This window comes from Microbulbifer elongatus (genome assembly GCF_020524885.1).
Lineage (GTDB): Bacteria > Pseudomonadota > Gammaproteobacteria > Pseudomonadales > Cellvibrionaceae > Microbulbifer > Microbulbifer elongatus_A.
Genome location: NZ_JAIVKJ010000003.1, coordinates 481436 through 498013 on the forward strand (window position 1 = coordinate 481436; position 16578 = coordinate 498013).

A 16578-nucleotide genomic window follows, 5' to 3' on the forward strand; every position below is an offset into this window, starting at 1 on the left:
TGTCTAAATATTGCTCTGCCCCGAAGTTCCGCCAATTTCGCGATGTTTTTTTTCCAGCATGCTAAAGTAGCGCTTGAATCGATTACCCAGAAATATAATCGGACAGTGCCATGGATGCTCTAATCCCACTTCTACTCGTTTTTATTGTCCTGAATCGCAAGCAATTGTCCGAAGATAAACTCTATCGGGCAAATGTATTCGCCATCGTGGGGATATTTTACTTCGTTTTTTTACAGTATATTTATTACTGGAATCGAGTTTTTCAAGTGGATGGCTGGGGGCAGTTTGTTCCAAGTCTAATCGCTGTCCTGGTGACAGTAGGTTTGTCTCTTTCTCCGTGGAATAAGCGAAGTCATTTGGCGAAGACCGGGAGCTTATGCGCTCTTTTTGTGGTTTTCCTATCCGGAACCTACATCTTTGATATTTCTATCAAAGAATGGCTGGCGGAAAAAGGTGGATTCTATGCAGGCGATGTAGAAGTGCCTTGGGTTGGAACGGGTGATAATCGAGAACGATCATTTGAGTTCGGATCTGTCGGTTTGAAAATGAAGGCTTTAGATGGGTGGAGTAAAAATCAACTCCCTACCGGCCATGAATATTTGGTATATGAGATGGGCGGGGAACAGCGTGTTGAGGCTCGGCCCAACTGCTTGGGTAAGAGGAATGTAGATATTCCAACTTATCTATTGAATATTCTCAAGTCACTTGAAGCTCAAAATAAAACTGTTAGCTCTAGCTACCAATGTGAAGAGTTCGCAGATCTAAAAAAATGCCTAGTTAAAGTGGCTTATTCGTCAGAGAATAGTGGCTATCAGCGCTGGCATTGGCTTGTTGATAAAGTGGGTGATGGGGGAGTTGTGATAGATTTTATACTGCCAGAAGATGGTGAGACTCTGCAGGAAACACTCAAAGAATTGATGGCGTCAACTCAAATTCTGGAGAAGCGTACAGCTGAAATCTGCCATACGCCCGCTGCCTGGCTCTAATTTGACCCAACTTGATCACCTAGCTTATCTATTACCGGGCATTCCCACTCTTCGTTTCCTGTACTGGCCGCGGCATCTTTGTACAAGCTGGCCCGTTGTGATGGAGCCGCATTACGAATAGCTGACCAGGCAATGTAAGCATCACTGGAAGTGCTGATTTCTTCAGATAGTGAACTATCCAAGCGTTTTGCACGTTCTTCTGGAGATAGGTCAGGAAATTCCGAGTTTTTTGATAACTCAATTAATTTGGTGCAAAGTTTATCGAAATCGTTGATATCAGCGCCTGATATTTGAGAGTTCTTTGTGCCACAAGCGCTGACTAATGCTAGGGCAAGGAGCGATATTACGTATTTAATATTCATTTTTTCGCTATGGTCTCCCAGTGAAAGCCGCCGTTAGTTCCTGCTTGGTAGGGTTTTTTGGGGCGGTATATTTTAAGGAAATTTTCTGGTTGATAATCTGCAACCAGATTCTCGTTGGCATCCGTAATGTACACCCAGAGTCCTATATTACTAATCCAAGCTGTTCCGCCTCTGGTTGCAATTGTCATTGCGTTAATTTCGGGTGATGAAAATCCGTAATTACTACAAGGGCGGATAAACTGTGCGTACTTTGCCGGCTCTTTTGTTTTAACTTGTTCAAGCTTTCGCTGGGTGTCATCGTCAACCACAGCTTTTGTCAGCCCAGTAAAAATTGCTGCCGGCGCAGAAAGGAAACCTGTAGCCCATATGCCAACATCGACAGCGCCGGGTTTCGTGCCTTCTGCAGCATAATTGACTGCCCAGGTAGCGGGGGTAACAAGGGCCCCGGCGACTTTTTTGCCGGTCTGCTCTAGGCCAATTGAGGCAATAGTACCACTTATGGTCTGAATGGTGTTTTTGTGATTCTGAATGGTTGATGCAGTGTCTGCCATTACCAACTCCTTTTGGTTTTTGGAGAGGCAATTCTGTAAGGTTCCGGTGGCATATTCAACCAAAATAAACCGTGCCAGAGTGTGAATATCTTGGGGCCCGATAAAATATTGGCTTCCTATGCCGCTGTGAGCTCAACTGTCAAAATGTTACTCTAACCCCAATATCATCTGCCTGCTGGTAACTCCGAGCGTATGAGGTTGGGTCCATGGATGGGAAACCACTAGATACAGAAATCGATCACCACACTACGAAATTTATCGTGGGCGTTATTGCTTTGTCACTCGCGATTTTTACGGACTTGCTGACGCCTGGGGTCAGTATCAGCTCTATTAGTCTGTCATATCATTTAACGGATAATGCCCGAAATGTATTTGTTGGTTCTCTCTGCGTTATCTCGGCTTTTCTCTGGTCGTATAATGGCTACTCGCTATTTCAAGCTGTCTTGAGTAAAGTCGCGGCAGTCGCTGTCGCAGCAGTGGCATTCTTTCCATGCGATTGCTTCACAGGTCGGTTTGATGACGGAGCAGCTAGAGAACCCACGATGACCGGGGTTGTCCATACGTCCTCTGCAATATCAATGTTCATTATCCTCGCAATTTTTTGTTGGCTGTTTTACCTGAGAGCTAGAGATAAAGATTCTAAAGAGGCGAAGGTTAGGGGGCGGATTTATAGAATCTGCGCAGTTGATATGGTTGGCGCTATGACCGTGCAGTTGCTCGATATTTTGGGGGTAGATTTTAGCGGTATTACTCAGCGGCTGACGTACTATGTCGAAGCGACAGGATTGATGGCATTTGGTGTGGCATGGATGACGGCGAGCCGCATGTTGCCATTTATTACTAATGAAGATGAGCGTATAAAAATTGAGCTTTCTGGAAGGTAGCTGATTTTATGGGGTTGCGCTCATTTCCCGGTATTGGTTGTTTTCTGTTCATTTGCGGGTAAATTCAGCGACGATTCAGTTGCGCCGGGTTAAAAAGCAGGTGTGAATCCAAGGAAAACGCACCATGCGCCAGATCCCATACCGATTACTCGCCGCTCTCACCATCACATTGACGCTCGGTGGCTGTGTCACCTACCCATCAGCCCCGCCGGTGATCGGCGGGAGCACTTATGTCCGCACGGCTCCTCCGGTTTACTCCTATTCCGTGATCACCGATCCCGGCTATCGCTATTACGACGATGCCCTCGGCGTTTACGTGTTCTATGACCGCAGCGACGTTTTCTATCGAGAGGGGCGTTACTACCGTTGGTATCAGGACCACTGGATCAGTGCCAGTCACTGGAATGGCCGTTGGTATCCGGCCCCCAACTTCTATATCTCGGTAAACTTCAATGATCGCTGGTATTCGCGCTTGCGCCGCCACGGCCACAACTATGCTGGAGGACACCACTACAGACCGCCGCGCCGGCACGGTCATGACGACGACTACAATCGGCGGGACTGGCATGACAGCAACGCGTATCGACATGATCGCCGTGAGAAGGGCCAGGATCATCGTGAGAAGGACTGGGATCGTCGTGAGAGGGGCCAGGATCAACGTGAGAAGGTTCTGGATCGTCGCGAGATGGTTCTGGACCGCCGTGAGAAGGTTCGGGATCGTCGCGAGATAGTTCAGGATCGTCGTGAGAAGGTTCGGGACCGTCGTGAGAAAGATCTGAATCGTGGTCTAGGCGGTAAACATGGGATTGCGGGCATAGCCGAGCAAAAACGGCGGGCGTCTCAGATGGATAACCGCAGCGCGGATCGCCGTAATGAACGCCCGGAGCCGCGTCGGGTTCCAAGTCGGAATCCCAATCGGGACGAGCGGGTAGTTAAACTTGCGGACAAGCCCACCGGCACTCGCGGCCCACGAGTTATTCCTGCAGTAGATCGTCCAGCAGTCGATCGCCGCACGGTACACGATAGGCTCAAGCCGCAAAGCCAGCGCGCTCAGCCCCAGCGCAAAGCGCTAAATTATCGGCTCAATACGGCCGCGAAGCCAGCTCCACGCCAGGAGCACAAGCAACCAAAGAGCGAGCAGCCTAAGAAAAAGGAACAGAGAAGGGAGAAGGAAAAGAATTCCAAAGAGAAAACCGATAAGCGCAAGCAGGTGCGCCAGGAGCGTGAGCCACATTCTCGTAAATCCAGAGAAGTACAGCGTCGGATCGATTAGGTCAGTCTAAAAATGGGGTTGGCTCAATGTCATGGCGTTAGGTTAAGAGGGGGCGTCTCCCTCTCCCCTCTGTTTCGGGGGCTCATCTAGATTCTGCTCGTCCAGTTTTGGCGTTTACTGACGCCTGTGCATTTATCCAGTAAAATGGCGCCCATCACCAACCCAAGCCTCAACCCAGATTAGTCTCTTGCCTCAAGGTTTCCTTCTCACTCGCCACAGCTTTGATCAGCGCGGCAGCACCTGCATCCACTACTGGCTGGCCACGCCCGAGGGCCCGGTCAAGCTGGTTATTGAGGGCGAGCGCCCGGTATTTATGGTGAAGGTGGCGGACCGTACCCCGGTGACGGTGACGGAGGCGCTGGCTGACGTGCCTTACGATTGGCAGCAGCTGGGTTTCCAGACCTTTGGCCGCGAGGAAGCGGCCATGCTGTATTTCCCCACCATCGACGCCCACCGCCGGGCCCAGACCCTGTTGCTAACTCGTGGCATCGAGATGTTTGAAGCAGATTTTCGTCTCCACGACCGTTACCTGATGGAGCGCTTCGCCCGCGGTGGCCTCTACTTTGAAGGCGTGGCCCGGGCCAGAGACGGCTATACGGAATACCGGCAGGTGCGCCTTAAGGGCGCCGAGGTGCAGCCGGAATTCAAGGTGGTTTCCCTGGACGTGGAGTGCTCCGGGCAGGGTGAGCTTTATTCCGTTGGTCTCTACGGTCATGGTGTGGAAGAGGTGTTGATGGTTGGCAAGCCGGAGACTGCCGATACCACCATCCACTGGGTGGGTGACGAACGGGCCCTGCTTCAGGCTCTGGAGGCCAGGATCCAATCTCTGGATCCCGATGTCATCATTGGCTGGGCCGTGGTGGACTTTGATTTTCGACTGCTGCTGAAACGGGCTGGGCGCCACGGCCTGCGCCTGAAGCTAGGGCGCGGTGGTACAGAGGCCCGCTGGCGAGATGGCCGCGAAGGCAACCAGGGCTTCGTGACGCTGCCGGGCCGGGTTGTACTCGACGGCATCGACGGACTGAAGAGTGCCACCTACAACTTTGAAAGCTTCAGCCTGGAGTTCGTGTCCCAGACCCTGCTAGGCAGGGGCAAGGATACCGAGGACGTGGACAACCGCCTGGCGGCGATTGAGTACGACTTCCGCCATAACAAGCCCAAACTCGCCGCCTACAATCTGGAAGACTGCCGCCTGGTCTGGGATATTTATCAGCACACCCGCTTGCTGGATTACCTGCGCCTGCGGGCCCAACTCACGGGCCTGGAGCTCGACCGCAGCGGCGGTTCAGTGGCGGCCTTTACCAACCTCTACTTGCCCAGGCTCCACCGCAGCCGCTATGTGGCGCCCAACCTGCCGGCCGACGGCGGCCTGGCTAGCCCGGGCGGTTATGTAATGGATTCCCGGCCGGGCCTGTACGACAACGTGCTGGTGCTGGATTTCAAGAGCCTGTATCCGAGCATTATCCGCACCTTCAAGATCGACCCTATGGGGTTGATTGAAGGATTGGCCGAGGGATCAGCAGATGGAACGGAAGAGGGCGATGCGGATGACAACAGCATCCCCGGTTTTCGCGGTGCGCGCTTTTCCCGTGACAAGCACTTCCTGCCGGACATCATTACCAACCTCTGGGCCCAGCGCGACATCGCCAAGCAGGAGCAGGATGCCGCCCGCTCCCAGGCCATCAAGATCATCATGAATTCCTTCTACGGGGTACTCGGAAGTGGGGGCTGCCGTTTTTACGACACGCGTCTGGCTAGCTCCATCACCCTGCGTGGTCACGAGATCATGCAGCAGACGGCCCGCTGGATTGAAGAGCTCGGGCATCAGGTCATCTACGGCGATACCGATTCCACCTTTGTCTGGTTGAGCGGCAAGCCCAGCCCGGAAGAGGCTGATGCGATCGGCAAGAATCTCGCCAGTGAGATCAACACGCGCTGGCAGAACAAACTCAAAGACGAGCTGGCGTTGGCGTGCGAACTGGAGCTGGAATTTGAAACCCACTACCAGCGCTTTTTGATGCCCACCATTCGCGGTTCGGAGGCCGGCTCCAAGAAGCGCTATGCGGGCCTGGTGGTAACCGGGGGTGAGGAAAAGCTGGTATTCAAGGGCCTGGAAACAGTGCGCAGCGACTGGACTGCCCTGGCCAAGCAGTTTCAGACCCAGCTCTACGGAATGGTGTTTAAGGGTGAAGACCCGTCCGACTATATCCGCGAGACGGTAGAGAAAACCCGGGCAGGGGAGATGGACGAGCAGTTGGTGTACCGCAAGCGGCTCCGGCGCAAGCTGGAGCAATACGTAAAAAACATACCGCCCCAAGTGCGCGCGGCTCGACTGGCCGATGAACACCGCCGCCAGCAGGGGCTGGAACCCAAATATCAGAACAAGGGCTGGATTCGCTACGTGATTACCCTCAACGGCCCGGAGCCCGTGGATTACCTCCAGACACCGATCGATTACCAGCACTATATCGACAAGCAGCTAAAGCCCGTGGCCGATGCCATATTGCCCTTTATCGATCTGGATTTTGACAGCCTGGTGGATGGCCAGTTGGGGCTGTTTGGAGGTGCTGAGTGATGGAGGACAAGCGTATGGAAAGGAACACCCTTATTGCGCTTTTATCCATCAATGGATTTATGTTTTTGCTTGAACTGGCGTTGGGCTTGATCGCTCAATCGACCGGTTTGCTCGCGGACTCTCTGGATATGCTGGCGGATGCGTTCGTTTACGGGTTGTCGCTCTACGCGGTTGGCAAGGCGGTGGCGAAAAAGGCTACTGCAGCGAGAGTCAGTGGCTATCTGCAGATTCTGCTAGGCGTAGGAGTGCTGTTCGAGGTGCTCAGGCGCTTGGCGTTTGGCAGTGAGCCGCAAAGCACTTTGATTATTGGGGTGGGCATCGTTGCACTGCTGGCCAATGTTGCGTGTGTTGCACTTATCTCAAAGCATCGTGGTGGTGGTGTACACATGCGCGCTTCCTGGATTTTCTCCGTCAATGATGTCCTCGCTAATTTGGGGGTTATCCTGTCCGGTTGCCTGGTTGCGATAACTGGCAGTAGATATCCGGACTTGTTGATCGGCATGATCATTTCTGCGCTTGTTGTGCGTGGCGGTATTCAGATCGTACGCGAGGCCAGGGAGGCAGAGAAGTCTTATCAAAAGCCCTGACAGGGCGCCCCGGTACGAGTGTTAGAATGCCGGCCTGTCTGGCACTTCACTGGAGAACAATTGATATGAACACCACCCCCGCATTCTACCCAATCGGTACCCCCGGCACGCCCTGGGGCGAGGCGGAGCGCAACCAGTGGCTGTCTCGCCAGACCCGACACCGCAGCTACGAGTCTGAGGTGGTAAGCATGATCGAGCGTCTGAGAGACCGGTTCGATGTGGAAGAGTACGGCCGCCTGGAATATGGCGACGAGAGCTTCCCGCTGCTGGCGATCCGCAGCCGCAACTGGAATGACGACCTCCCGGTGGTACTGGTCACGGGCGGGGTGCACGGTTACGAAACCAGCGGCGTACACGGCGCGCTGCAGTTCGTGGATCAGCATGCCGCGGACTACGCCGGTCGCGTCAACCTGCTGGTGGCGCCCTGTATCAGCCCCTGGGGTTACGAGCGCATCCACCGCTGGAACCCGAACGCCATTGACCCGAACCGCTCCTTCTATGACAACAGCCCGGCGGAAGAGTCGGCGGCACTGATGCGACTGGTAGCGCCGGTGGTTGATCGCGTGGTGATGCATATCGACCTGCACGAGACCACCGATACCGACGAAACCGAGTTCCGCCCCGCACTGGCCGCCCGCGACGGCAAGCCGTTCACGCCGGGTGGCATTCCCGACGGCTTCTATCTGGTGGACGACAGCGAGAACCCGCAGCCGGAATTCCAGCAGGCCGTCATCGCGGCAGTAGAGAAGGTCACCCATATCGCCCCGGCCGATGACAACAACGAGATTATTGGCTCGCCGGTGGTTGCCCGCGGTGTTATCGAGTATCCGCTCAAGCAGCTGGGCCTCTGCGCCAGCGTCACCAACGCAACCTACAAGACCACCACCGAGGTCTATCCCGACAGCCACCGCGCCACGCCCGAACAGTGCAATACCGCGCAGGCGGTTGCCGTGTGTGCGGCGATCGATTACGCGCTGGCGCACGGCTAACAGGCACAAGAAATCGGCGGGGCGACCGGGAGGTCGCCTCTACGGACGATCAAAAGAAGATCTATGAAAGTACCCAAGAGATTACAACCGCTGGTCGATGACGGCATGATCGACGAGGTCATGGCGCAGTTGATGAGCGGTAAGGAAGCACAGGTTTATGTGGTGCGCTGCGGCGTCAGCTTGCGCTGTGCCAAGGTCTTCAAGGAGGCCAGCAAGCGCAGCTTCAAGCAGGCGGTGCAGTACCAGGAAGGCCGCAAGATGCGCAACAGCCGCCGCGCGCGGGCGATGTCGAAAAAGACCCGCTACGGTCAGAGAGAGCAGGAACAGGCTTGGCTGAGTGCCGAGGTCGACGCGCTGTATCGGCTGGCTTCGGCCGGCGTGCGCGTCCCCGAGCCATACGGCTTTGTCGACGGTGTATTGCTGATGGAACTGGTGGCCGATGACGAGGGCTATGCGGCCCCGCGGTTGGATGACGTCACGCTGACTGCGGAGCAGGCCCGCGAGTATCACGGCCAGGTAATGGCTGATGTGGTGCGCATGTTGTGTGCGGGCCTGGTACACGGCGACCTTTCCGAGTTCAACGTGCTGCTGGACCGCGACGGCCCGGTGATCATCGATTTGCCCCAGGCGGTGGATGCGGCCGGCAACAACAACGCCGCCATGATGCTGCAGCGCGATGTCGACAACATGCGCGCGTATTTCGGGCGCTTCGCCCCGGAACTATTGACGACCGATTACGGCCGGGAAATCTGGGCGCTGTATGAAGCGGGTGAGCTGCACCCGGAAATTACCCTTACCGGGGTATTCGAGCAGGACGCAACGAGTGTCGACGTCGCGGACCTGATGGCCGTCATCGACGATGTTCGCGAAGAGCAGGCCGAGCGCATGGCGCCGGCCTGGGAAGAGTAGGGCGATGATTGGCCAGGTGTCACTGCGACGATCCGCGCAATAGAGCGCAGGTCGTCGCGGTGTGGGCGGTCATCGACTATCCGCTGGCCTGGGGTGCTATTGAATTCCCATGGCTGCTTTCTTCATTCCGGCTTCGAGTTTCTTGATGTCTTCCGGCGATAGCTGCGGGCGATCGATCTTGATCGTCAGCTTGTTGAGCTTCGCCGTCAGGGGGAACGGAGGCAGGTAGTCGCTATCGTCGATGCCCGTGATCGTGTCTGAGCCGATATCAAAGCTCTCGTCCCACTGAAGAATGATGGGGATGGTTTTCTCCATCTTCTTCGTTGCGACTACTTTGCCGTCCACCTTGAGCGTGCCGGTTCCACCCTTGCCAACGCCGGCGAAGCTGTTGTACTTGATGGTGCCCAAGCCCAATCCGTCGTACTTGAAGTCGAATTCGATGGTGTGCCGTCCGGGGGTGAGTGCCTGCGGGGCCTGCCATTTCACCCATTCTAGGTTGACCATGTTCCAGTTGAATACGGGTTTGCCCTTCAGTAAGTAAAAGCCCCAGCCCGCGAAGCGCCCACCGGACGTCGCGATCATGCCCTCCGCGCCGCCCTCCGGCACCGTGATGTCAGCAGTGATGGTGTAAGACGTGTTGAGTAGGAAAGGCGCATCCCCTTGAGGGGTTCCCGTCATCGGCCGTGTGTAGACCAGCTCGTTGCGGCCTGCGGTCAGGCTTGGGCGCGGAGCTGCCATCCTTGCCGCTACCGAGGCGTTCATGGGGAATACCTGATGTTTTTTGGCTTCCTCAACGAACATCTGCCGCATTTGTTTGACCTTGTCCGGGTGTTTGGCTGCTATATCCTCGAATTGATTCCAGCTCTCGTTTAGGTTGTATAGCTGAAATTCCTGGTTGTTCAGTGGGTCAGCATTAGCGGCGCCTGACATTTCCCATGGCGCGCGGTTGACCTTGGTGCTCAGCAGCCATCCCTCGTGATAGAGCCCCCACTGGCCCATCATCTCGAAGTACTGGGTCTTGTGGCGCGATGGAGCCTTGGCATTCTTTGCGTCAAAGGTGTACGCAAAGCTAGTGCCTTCGATTGGCTTTTGTTTGATGCCGTCTACATACTCGGGCGCGGGAATGCCGATCACCTCCAGCAAGGTCGGAGTGACGTCAATCACGTGCATAAACTGCTCGCGCAAGCCGCCCTTGTCCTTGATGCGCTTCGGCCACGAGATGACCATGTTCTGGTTGATACCGCCGAGCCTGGACGCATTTTGCTTGAACCAGTCAAAAGGAGTGTCGAAGGCCCAGGACCAGCCCGCGGACATATGGTTATAGGCAAACTCGGTGCCCCAGGCATCGTAGTACTTCATCTGCACATCGACCGGTGGCGTGACATCATTGAATACGGCCACCTCGTTGAAGGTGCCCTCCGGTCCGCCTTCGGCGCTGGTACCATTGTCGCCATTGATGTAAATGACGATGGTGTTGTCGAGCTTGCCCAGATCCTCGAACGCCTGAATTACCCGACCGATTTCATGGTCGTTGTAGGCAACGTATGCCGCAAATACCTCGGCCTGCCGGATGTAGAGTTTTTTGGCATCTTCACTGAGCGTATCCCAGGGCGGCAGTATGTCTTTGGGCCAGGGTGTGAGTTTCTGGTCTGGAGGGATCACGCCGAGTTTCTTTTGGTTCTCGAAGATACGTTCGCGCAGTTTTTCATAGCCATCGTCAAACAGGTGCATCGCGCTAATTTTTTCGACCCATTCTCTGGTGGGGTGATGTGGTGCATGGGTTGCGCCGGGCACGTAATGCAAGAATATCGGCTGGCTGGGGTCGGTCTGGTGAATCCGGGTCATCCAGTCGATGGCGTCGTCAGCCATCGCCGTGATCAGGTTCCATGAAGGCTCCTCGCCGGTAACGGGCCACACCTTTGCGTTGGGATCGGAGCGATCCATCTTCAGGGTGCCCTCATGCCCCTTCCAAGGGAAGATCTGGGTCGTGTTGCGAAACAGATCGGGCCGCCACTGATTGGCATCGCCGCCGACGAAACCATAGAAGTAATCAAATCCCAACCCGGTTGGCCACTGAGTGAATGGGCCTGCTTGACTGGCCTGGTAGGTCGGCGTGTTGTGGTTCTTGCCGAACCAGCTTGTCGCGTAGCCGTTATCCCGCAGGATGCGACCGATGGTCGCATTGTCCAACCCGATGATGCTGTTGTAGCCGGGATAGCCCGTGGCTTGCTCGGAAATAACACCGAAGCCTACGGAGTGGTGATTGCGGCCGGTGATCAGTGCGGCGCGTGTTGGAGAGCACAGTGCGGTGGACATGATGCGGTTGTAGCGGAGCCCGCTTTCGGCGATGCGCTCCATCGTTGGTGTCGGGATGACGCCTCCAAACACACTGTTTACCGCAAACCCGGCATCATCGGTCATGATCAGCAGGATATTGGGCGCCCCCTCTGGTGGTACCACCCGCGGTGGCCACCAGGGCGTAGACTGGAGAGCCCCTTCCTTGATTACGCCGCCAAATTTCGGTGGTGGCGCCGGTAACTGATCACCGGGGATGGTGGTGGTTGCGCTGGGCGAACCGGGCTTGCCGTTATCCTGTTGCGCGGTCGCGGGAAGGGCAATGGCGAGTGCGACAGCGATCATTAGCAATGGCGTGATGTTCATGGGTATTCCCCGATGCGTGTTAAATAGGCCATACACAAACAGCGAATTGCTGTTTCCTGTATAGCCTAGCTAACGCTGCTTTCCCGGCCGGGAAAATGGCAAGCTTGTTGGCGCCGCCGTAGTCGCGGAAATGCTGAACTCGCTTTCGGCTTTATTCCGTGTGTGCCTTAGTAGATGTATCGCCAGCCGCTGGCCATTTGAGGCCGACTCGTATTGCCACGAGCAGGATCACCAGCGACATTTCCAGCGCAAGGAAAACACCAATAGGGTGGTCGGGCACACCCTGTATCATCAGGTAAATCAAATAGAGAGTGGCGAGCAGATTGCTGGCTAGGGTAATGCTGAGCGCGTAGCCTCGCGCTTGCCATAGCGGCTTGCTGAGCAGGATATTCAATACGGCGGTGCCGGTGAGCATCGCGCCGGGCAGTATCAGCAGCAAGCGTCGGATAAAGTCGTTATCCTGGCTCGTTATCTGCGACCACACGGCGATGAAGTGGCCATAGGCACCGAGGGTGAGCAGGGCACCAAGAAGCAACGCGCCGACTGCGGCAAGATTGTAAAGGGTGTTTCGCTGTACACCCTCTGTAGAACTAGAAGCCGACATCGCGCCCCCCGGCGGTAGCTAGTCCACATTCGTAAGCGAATACCACGGCCTGGGCGCGATCGCGCAACCCCAGCTTGGACAGCACACTGGAAACGTGGGTTTTTACCGTAGCCGGGCCAATAAACAGCGCGTCGGCGATTTCCGCGTTGCTCTTGCCAGCGGCAATCGCTGCCAGCACTTCGCGCTCCCGCGTGGTCAGGCGCTCCAGACGTTCGGTCAGGTTGCGGCCGGTTCCCAGCTTTTGCGCGAACTGGCTGATCAGACGTTGGGTGATACCGGGTGAGAGCATGGCACCGCCATCGGCAACGGTGCGCACTGCCTCCACCAGTGCTTCGGGTGGAATATCCTTGAGCACAAAGCCACTGGCACCAGCCTGCAGGGCGCGGAATACGTATTCGTCGGGATCGAAAGTGGTGAGGATGATCACGCGGCTTGTGGTGGCGTCGGCCTCTGCGTTTTCCTCGGGTTGGAGAATGCGCGCGGTGGCTTCCAGCCCATCCATCTCCGGCATTCGGATATCCATCAAGATGATGTCCGGCTGGTGCGCCCGTGCAGCCTCGATAGCCTCGACACCGGTGCCGGCCTCGGCCACCACTTCTATATCGCGCTCGTTGTCCAGCACCAGGGCAAAACCTCGTCGTACCAGTGCCTGATCATCCACCACCATCACTCGTATCATCTGGTTCCCTCTTCGGTCGTGGGCAGCTGTGCGATTACCTCAAAGCCACCATCTTCGGTCACACCGACGCGCAGGTGGCCACCGAGCAGTTCCGCCCGTTCGCGCATGCCCGCAATGCCGAGGCCACCACCGTGTTGTTTATCGCTTAGCTGTTCACCAGCAGGCTGCTCACCGGCATCGCGTCCATCATCTTTCACCGAGATGGCAACATGATCCGGCGCAACGCTTACCTTCACGCGCACGCTGGCTTCGGCGCCGACGTGTTTGATGACGTTGGTCAATGATTCCTGAATGATGCGGTAGGCGGCGAGGGCGACGCGCGCTGGTACGCCGTCGAACTCGCCGTGGGTTGCATAATCGACCCGGGCTACGACCTGCCGCACCTTTTCGATCAGGGCCGGGATGTCATTCAGGTCTGGCTGGGGTGCAAGTTGCGCCTCATCACTGGTCGGGCGCAGCACGCCCAGCAAATGCCGCATTTCCGACAGGGCGTGGCGGCCCGCAGCCTCCACGGTAGCCATGGCCTCGCTGGCCGCCTCGGGATTGTTGCGGCAGATGGTTCTGGCGGCGCCGGCCTGAACCGTCATTAGGCTCACCTGATGAGCCACTACATCGTGCATTTCCCGAGCGATGCGTGTGCGCTCGGCGGCGACAGCGCGCTCGGATTCGGCATTGCGCTCGCGCTCCAGAAACTCGGCGCGCTCTTCCAGCAGACGCAGGTATTCGCCGCGAAAGCGCAGCCTGCGGCCAATGTGCCACAGAGCCCACGCCAGCACGACTGCCACGGTGCCACCGGCGGTTGGCTGCGTCAGGACCCGCATATCTACTGCCACATAAACCAGCGTCGCCAGTACCGCGATCAAGCTGGCGCGGGCGTTGGGCTCGTAGCGGCCAAGGCTGTAGAGCGAAAACGCCAGGGCAACGATGCCATTGGCCGGCAGGCCCATCTCCAACAACAGGCTGGCACCCAGAATAATGGCGTGTACCTGCCAGGGGTGGGTGCGGCGCCAAAGCAGGGCGAAGCAGCCAACGAAGCCACACTGAAACGCGGCGATGTCCCACAGGCTTTGCAGGGCCAGCACATCGTTTCCTTGTTGGCGCGACCACATCAGCAGCGTTAGCAACAAGGCGAGGGTGGCAATAAGCAGGTCGGTCAGATGTGGCCAGCGCTCGAATGGACCGCGCAATGGCTGCCAGACCGGTAGCTTGGGCAAATCGGGACTGGGATCGGGCGCACTGGATGCCCGCTGGATGGGGGACGGCGATTTCATTTCCGCATGCTAAACCAGGCCTGGCCGGCTGTCATGAGCCCTGCGGGGGAGGTGATGGGGGCACCATCTCCCCCTTTTGGGGGAGAGCCGATACCTGCCTTTGGCCGATGTTCTGGGCTCTGAAAACGCCGACCATGCTCGCCAGGCAAATTCAGCAGGAAAACAACCATGAACGACGCTGTACTCAGCACAACACTGCCGCGCGTAATCGACACTCGGCGGGCCGTCAATCTCGCGGTGAAGACCTGGTTTGGCATCGCGGCGATCGGCCACGGGATCTTCTTTGTTTACATTCTCGCCGTGTTTTACCCGCCGATTACGCAGTCCGGACTCCATGGCCTGCAGGGCTTGCACCTGCCAGCGGGCTTTCGCGAGGGCGATACCCTGGGCAACCTCGCAGCAGTGGCACATGTTCTGCTGGCCGCGATTGTGATCGGTGGCGGTCCCCTGCAGCTGATTCCGGCTGTGCGACGACACGCGCCCGGCTTCCACCGCTGGCTTGGCCGCAGCTACCTTTTGGCTGCCGTGATAAGCGCCGTTGGCGGCCTTTACATGACCTGGACCCGTCATAGTCTTGGCAATCTGGTGTCCCAGATCACCATCTCCATCGATGGGGTGTTGATTCTGGTGTTTGCGTTCCTGGCAATGCGTACTGCACTGGCCGGCCGGATCGCTGAACACCGGCGCTGGGCGCTGCGCCTGTTCATGGCCGCCAGTGCGGTCTGGTTCTTCCGCGTGGCGCTAATGGGCTGGGCGACGCTGACCGGTGGCTGGGGTATTGATTGGTCGTCCTTTACCGGGCCGTTTCTGTACGCCCTTGGTGTGGGCCAGTACCTGCTGCCACTGGCCATGCTGGAGTGGTACTTCCATTGTCTGAAGCCTGCAGCCGGGCAACGCGCTCAACTCGCCTTTATTAGCACCCTGGTGCCACTGACCGCGTTCATGGCTGTTGGCATCGTTACCGCTACCTTGGGGATGTGGTTGCCGCGGATGTAAGCCGGGCGGCCCCGGTTAGGGGTGGCGTGGGCTCGCATTCGTGAGTCATCTGTTTTGCTCGCTTCTTTCTATAGGAGCAAGTTCTATGGGAGTAAGTTCTATGAAAGATAGCTATCCGCCGAAATGGTTATAAGAAACTGGCATCTTAATCATGAGCGTATCACTAGACTTTTAGCTGAGTTTTCATCCCCCTGAGGGAGCATTCAATGAGTTTGAAGAATCTGACGATTGCTGGCTTTTGGTTGTTGGCTCTAGCTGTGCCACTGGCGCAGGCGGGAGATACCAAAGCAGTAACACCGGAGACCTTTATCCGAGCGGAAACGGACAATATGTATGCGGCGATGATTGAGAACGCCGGTGGGACTAACACGTTTTTTCATTTTCGTGAGCCTACACCGCTCGATAAACAGACAGTGGTGCGTATGAACCGCGATGTGCTCTATTCTGGTGGTGTATTCGATGCCAAGGATGGTGTCACCATCAATTTCCCGCAGCTTCCGGACGATCGGTATGCCTCCGTCTACATTATCGATAATGATCACTATGTAGTGGACATTATCCATGAGCCCGGGATGCATACGGTGAAGGGTGATACCCGATTTCTGTACGTCATCATCCGGATTCAATTAAAAGATCCCGCAAGTGAGCAAGACGTTGCCTTGGTGAACAGTCTGCAAGACCAGTTCAAGGTGACCTCCAAAACCGGTGGTGAATTTCCCGGGTTTAAATGGGATCGGAAGTCGCTCGATTCGCAACGCAGCGAGTATGAAGAGGGCAGTAAAAAGTTCGATAGCTGGGCCGGTATGATGGGCAAGCGCGGAGAAGTGAATGAGGATACCCGGCACTTCGCGGCTGCTGCAGCCTGGGGCCTTTTCCCGGAATCCGAAGCGATATACATGAACTATCAGCCAGCCACTGCGAGTGCCGATAAGTGTTATACAGCTAACTATCAAGTGCCCGATAACGAGGGATTTTGGTCCATTACCGTTTACGGTAAAGACGGATTCATGAAAAGCGAAAACAACGTTTTAAATGAAGCAAACACCAAACTGAATGACGATGGTACTTTCACGGCATATTTTGGGCCTGAAAAAGCCTGTGGGAAAGTTTCTAACCGTGTCGACACCAGTGATGGATGGAATTTCTTGTTTCGGATATATCGCCCGGGAAAGTCGGTGCTGGATGGTTCGTATTCAATGCCTGAAGTCCAGGTCTACGACGGCGGTCGCAGCATGTGATTATGCACTGGTG

Annotated in this window: 15 protein-coding genes; 9 read left to right on the top strand and 6 right to left on the bottom strand. The window is 56.3% G+C overall.

Annotated features, from left to right (window positions below):
- The first annotated feature begins 110 nt into the window (after window positions 1-110).
- The gene (locus LC059_RS14095; protein ID WP_226704502.1) at window positions 111-986 is read left to right on the top strand and encodes a hypothetical protein; all 876 of its coding nucleotides are present in this window, start codon (window positions 111-113) and stop codon (window positions 984-986) included.
- On the opposite strand, the gene LC059_RS14100 is transcribed toward LC059_RS14095, so the two are convergent.
- Entirely contained in the window at window positions 983-1348 is a 366-nt protein-coding gene (locus tag LC059_RS14100) for a hypothetical protein (protein ID WP_226704503.1), read from the bottom strand. The two genes, LC059_RS14095 and LC059_RS14100, sit on opposite strands and share 4 nt — an antisense overlap.
- On the bottom strand, window positions 1345-1899 hold the full coding sequence (locus tag LC059_RS14105) for a hypothetical protein (RefSeq protein WP_226704504.1): 555 nt from the start codon (window positions 1897-1899) through the stop codon (window positions 1345-1347). Before LC059_RS14105 ends, LC059_RS14100 begins: the two co-directional genes overlap by 4 nt.
- A gap of 206 nt (window positions 1900-2105) precedes the next feature.
- On the opposite strand from LC059_RS14105, the gene LC059_RS14110 reads away from it, so the two are divergent.
- The 6 genes from LC059_RS14110 (at window position 2106) to LC059_RS14135 (ending at window position 9116) form a co-directional block, all read left to right on the top strand.
- Complete coding sequence (locus LC059_RS14110; protein WP_226704505.1) at window positions 2106-2783, top strand: DUF998 domain-containing protein; 678 nt, start codon at window positions 2106-2108, stop codon at window positions 2781-2783.
- 124 nt (window positions 2784-2907) lie between these two features.
- A complete protein-coding gene (locus tag LC059_RS14115; protein WP_226704506.1) occupies window positions 2908-4056 on the top strand; it encodes a hypothetical protein in 1149 nt (382 codons plus the stop codon).
- Between the two features lie 187 nt (window positions 4057-4243).
- On the top strand, window positions 4244-6631 hold the full coding sequence (locus LC059_RS14120; RefSeq protein WP_226704507.1) for a DNA polymerase II: 2388 nt from the start codon (window positions 4244-4246) through the stop codon (window positions 6629-6631).
- Between the two features lie 14 nt (window positions 6632-6645).
- Window positions 6646-7218, top strand: coding sequence for a cation transporter (locus tag LC059_RS14125; RefSeq protein WP_413231570.1), 573 nt, complete (start codon window positions 6646-6648; stop codon window positions 7216-7218).
- A gap of 65 nt (window positions 7219-7283) precedes the next feature.
- Window positions 7284-8207, top strand: a complete 924-nt coding sequence (locus tag LC059_RS14130; RefSeq protein WP_226704508.1) for a M14 family metallocarboxypeptidase — start codon at window positions 7284-7286, stop codon at window positions 8205-8207.
- A gap of 63 nt (window positions 8208-8270) precedes the next feature.
- A complete protein-coding gene (locus LC059_RS14135; protein ID WP_226704509.1) occupies window positions 8271-9116 on the top strand; it encodes a PA4780 family RIO1-like protein kinase in 846 nt (281 codons plus the stop codon).
- 96 nt (window positions 9117-9212) lie between these two features.
- On the opposite strand, the gene LC059_RS14140 is transcribed toward LC059_RS14135, so the two are convergent.
- The 4 genes from LC059_RS14140 to LC059_RS14155 form a co-directional block, all read right to left on the bottom strand.
- Entirely contained in the window at window positions 9213-11777 is a 2565-nt protein-coding gene (locus tag LC059_RS14140) for an arylsulfatase (RefSeq protein WP_226704510.1), read from the bottom strand.
- A gap of 151 nt (window positions 11778-11928) precedes the next feature.
- A complete protein-coding gene (locus tag LC059_RS14145; RefSeq protein ID WP_226704511.1) occupies window positions 11929-12381 on the bottom strand; it encodes a hypothetical protein in 453 nt (150 codons plus the stop codon).
- A complete protein-coding gene (locus LC059_RS14150) occupies window positions 12368-13060 on the bottom strand; it encodes a response regulator (RefSeq protein ID WP_226704512.1) in 693 nt (230 codons plus the stop codon). Before LC059_RS14150 ends, LC059_RS14145 begins: the two co-directional genes overlap by 14 nt.
- Entirely contained in the window at window positions 13057-14331 is a 1275-nt protein-coding gene (locus tag LC059_RS14155) for a sensor histidine kinase (protein ID WP_226704513.1), read from the bottom strand. The genes LC059_RS14150 and LC059_RS14155 overlap by 4 nt, the downstream gene beginning before the upstream one ends.
- Before the next feature lie 168 nt (window positions 14332-14499).
- Between LC059_RS14155 and LC059_RS14160 the strand changes: the two genes are divergently transcribed.
- Window positions 14500-15327 carry a DUF2306 domain-containing protein gene (locus LC059_RS14160; protein WP_226704514.1) on the top strand — a complete coding sequence of 276 codons (828 nt, stop codon included), beginning with the start codon at window positions 14500-14502 and terminating at the stop codon, window positions 15325-15327.
- Between the two features lie 206 nt (window positions 15328-15533).
- Entirely contained in the window at window positions 15534-16565 is a 1032-nt protein-coding gene (locus LC059_RS14165; protein WP_226704515.1) for a DUF1254 domain-containing protein, read from the top strand.
- Window positions 16566-16578: the final 13 nt, after the last annotated feature.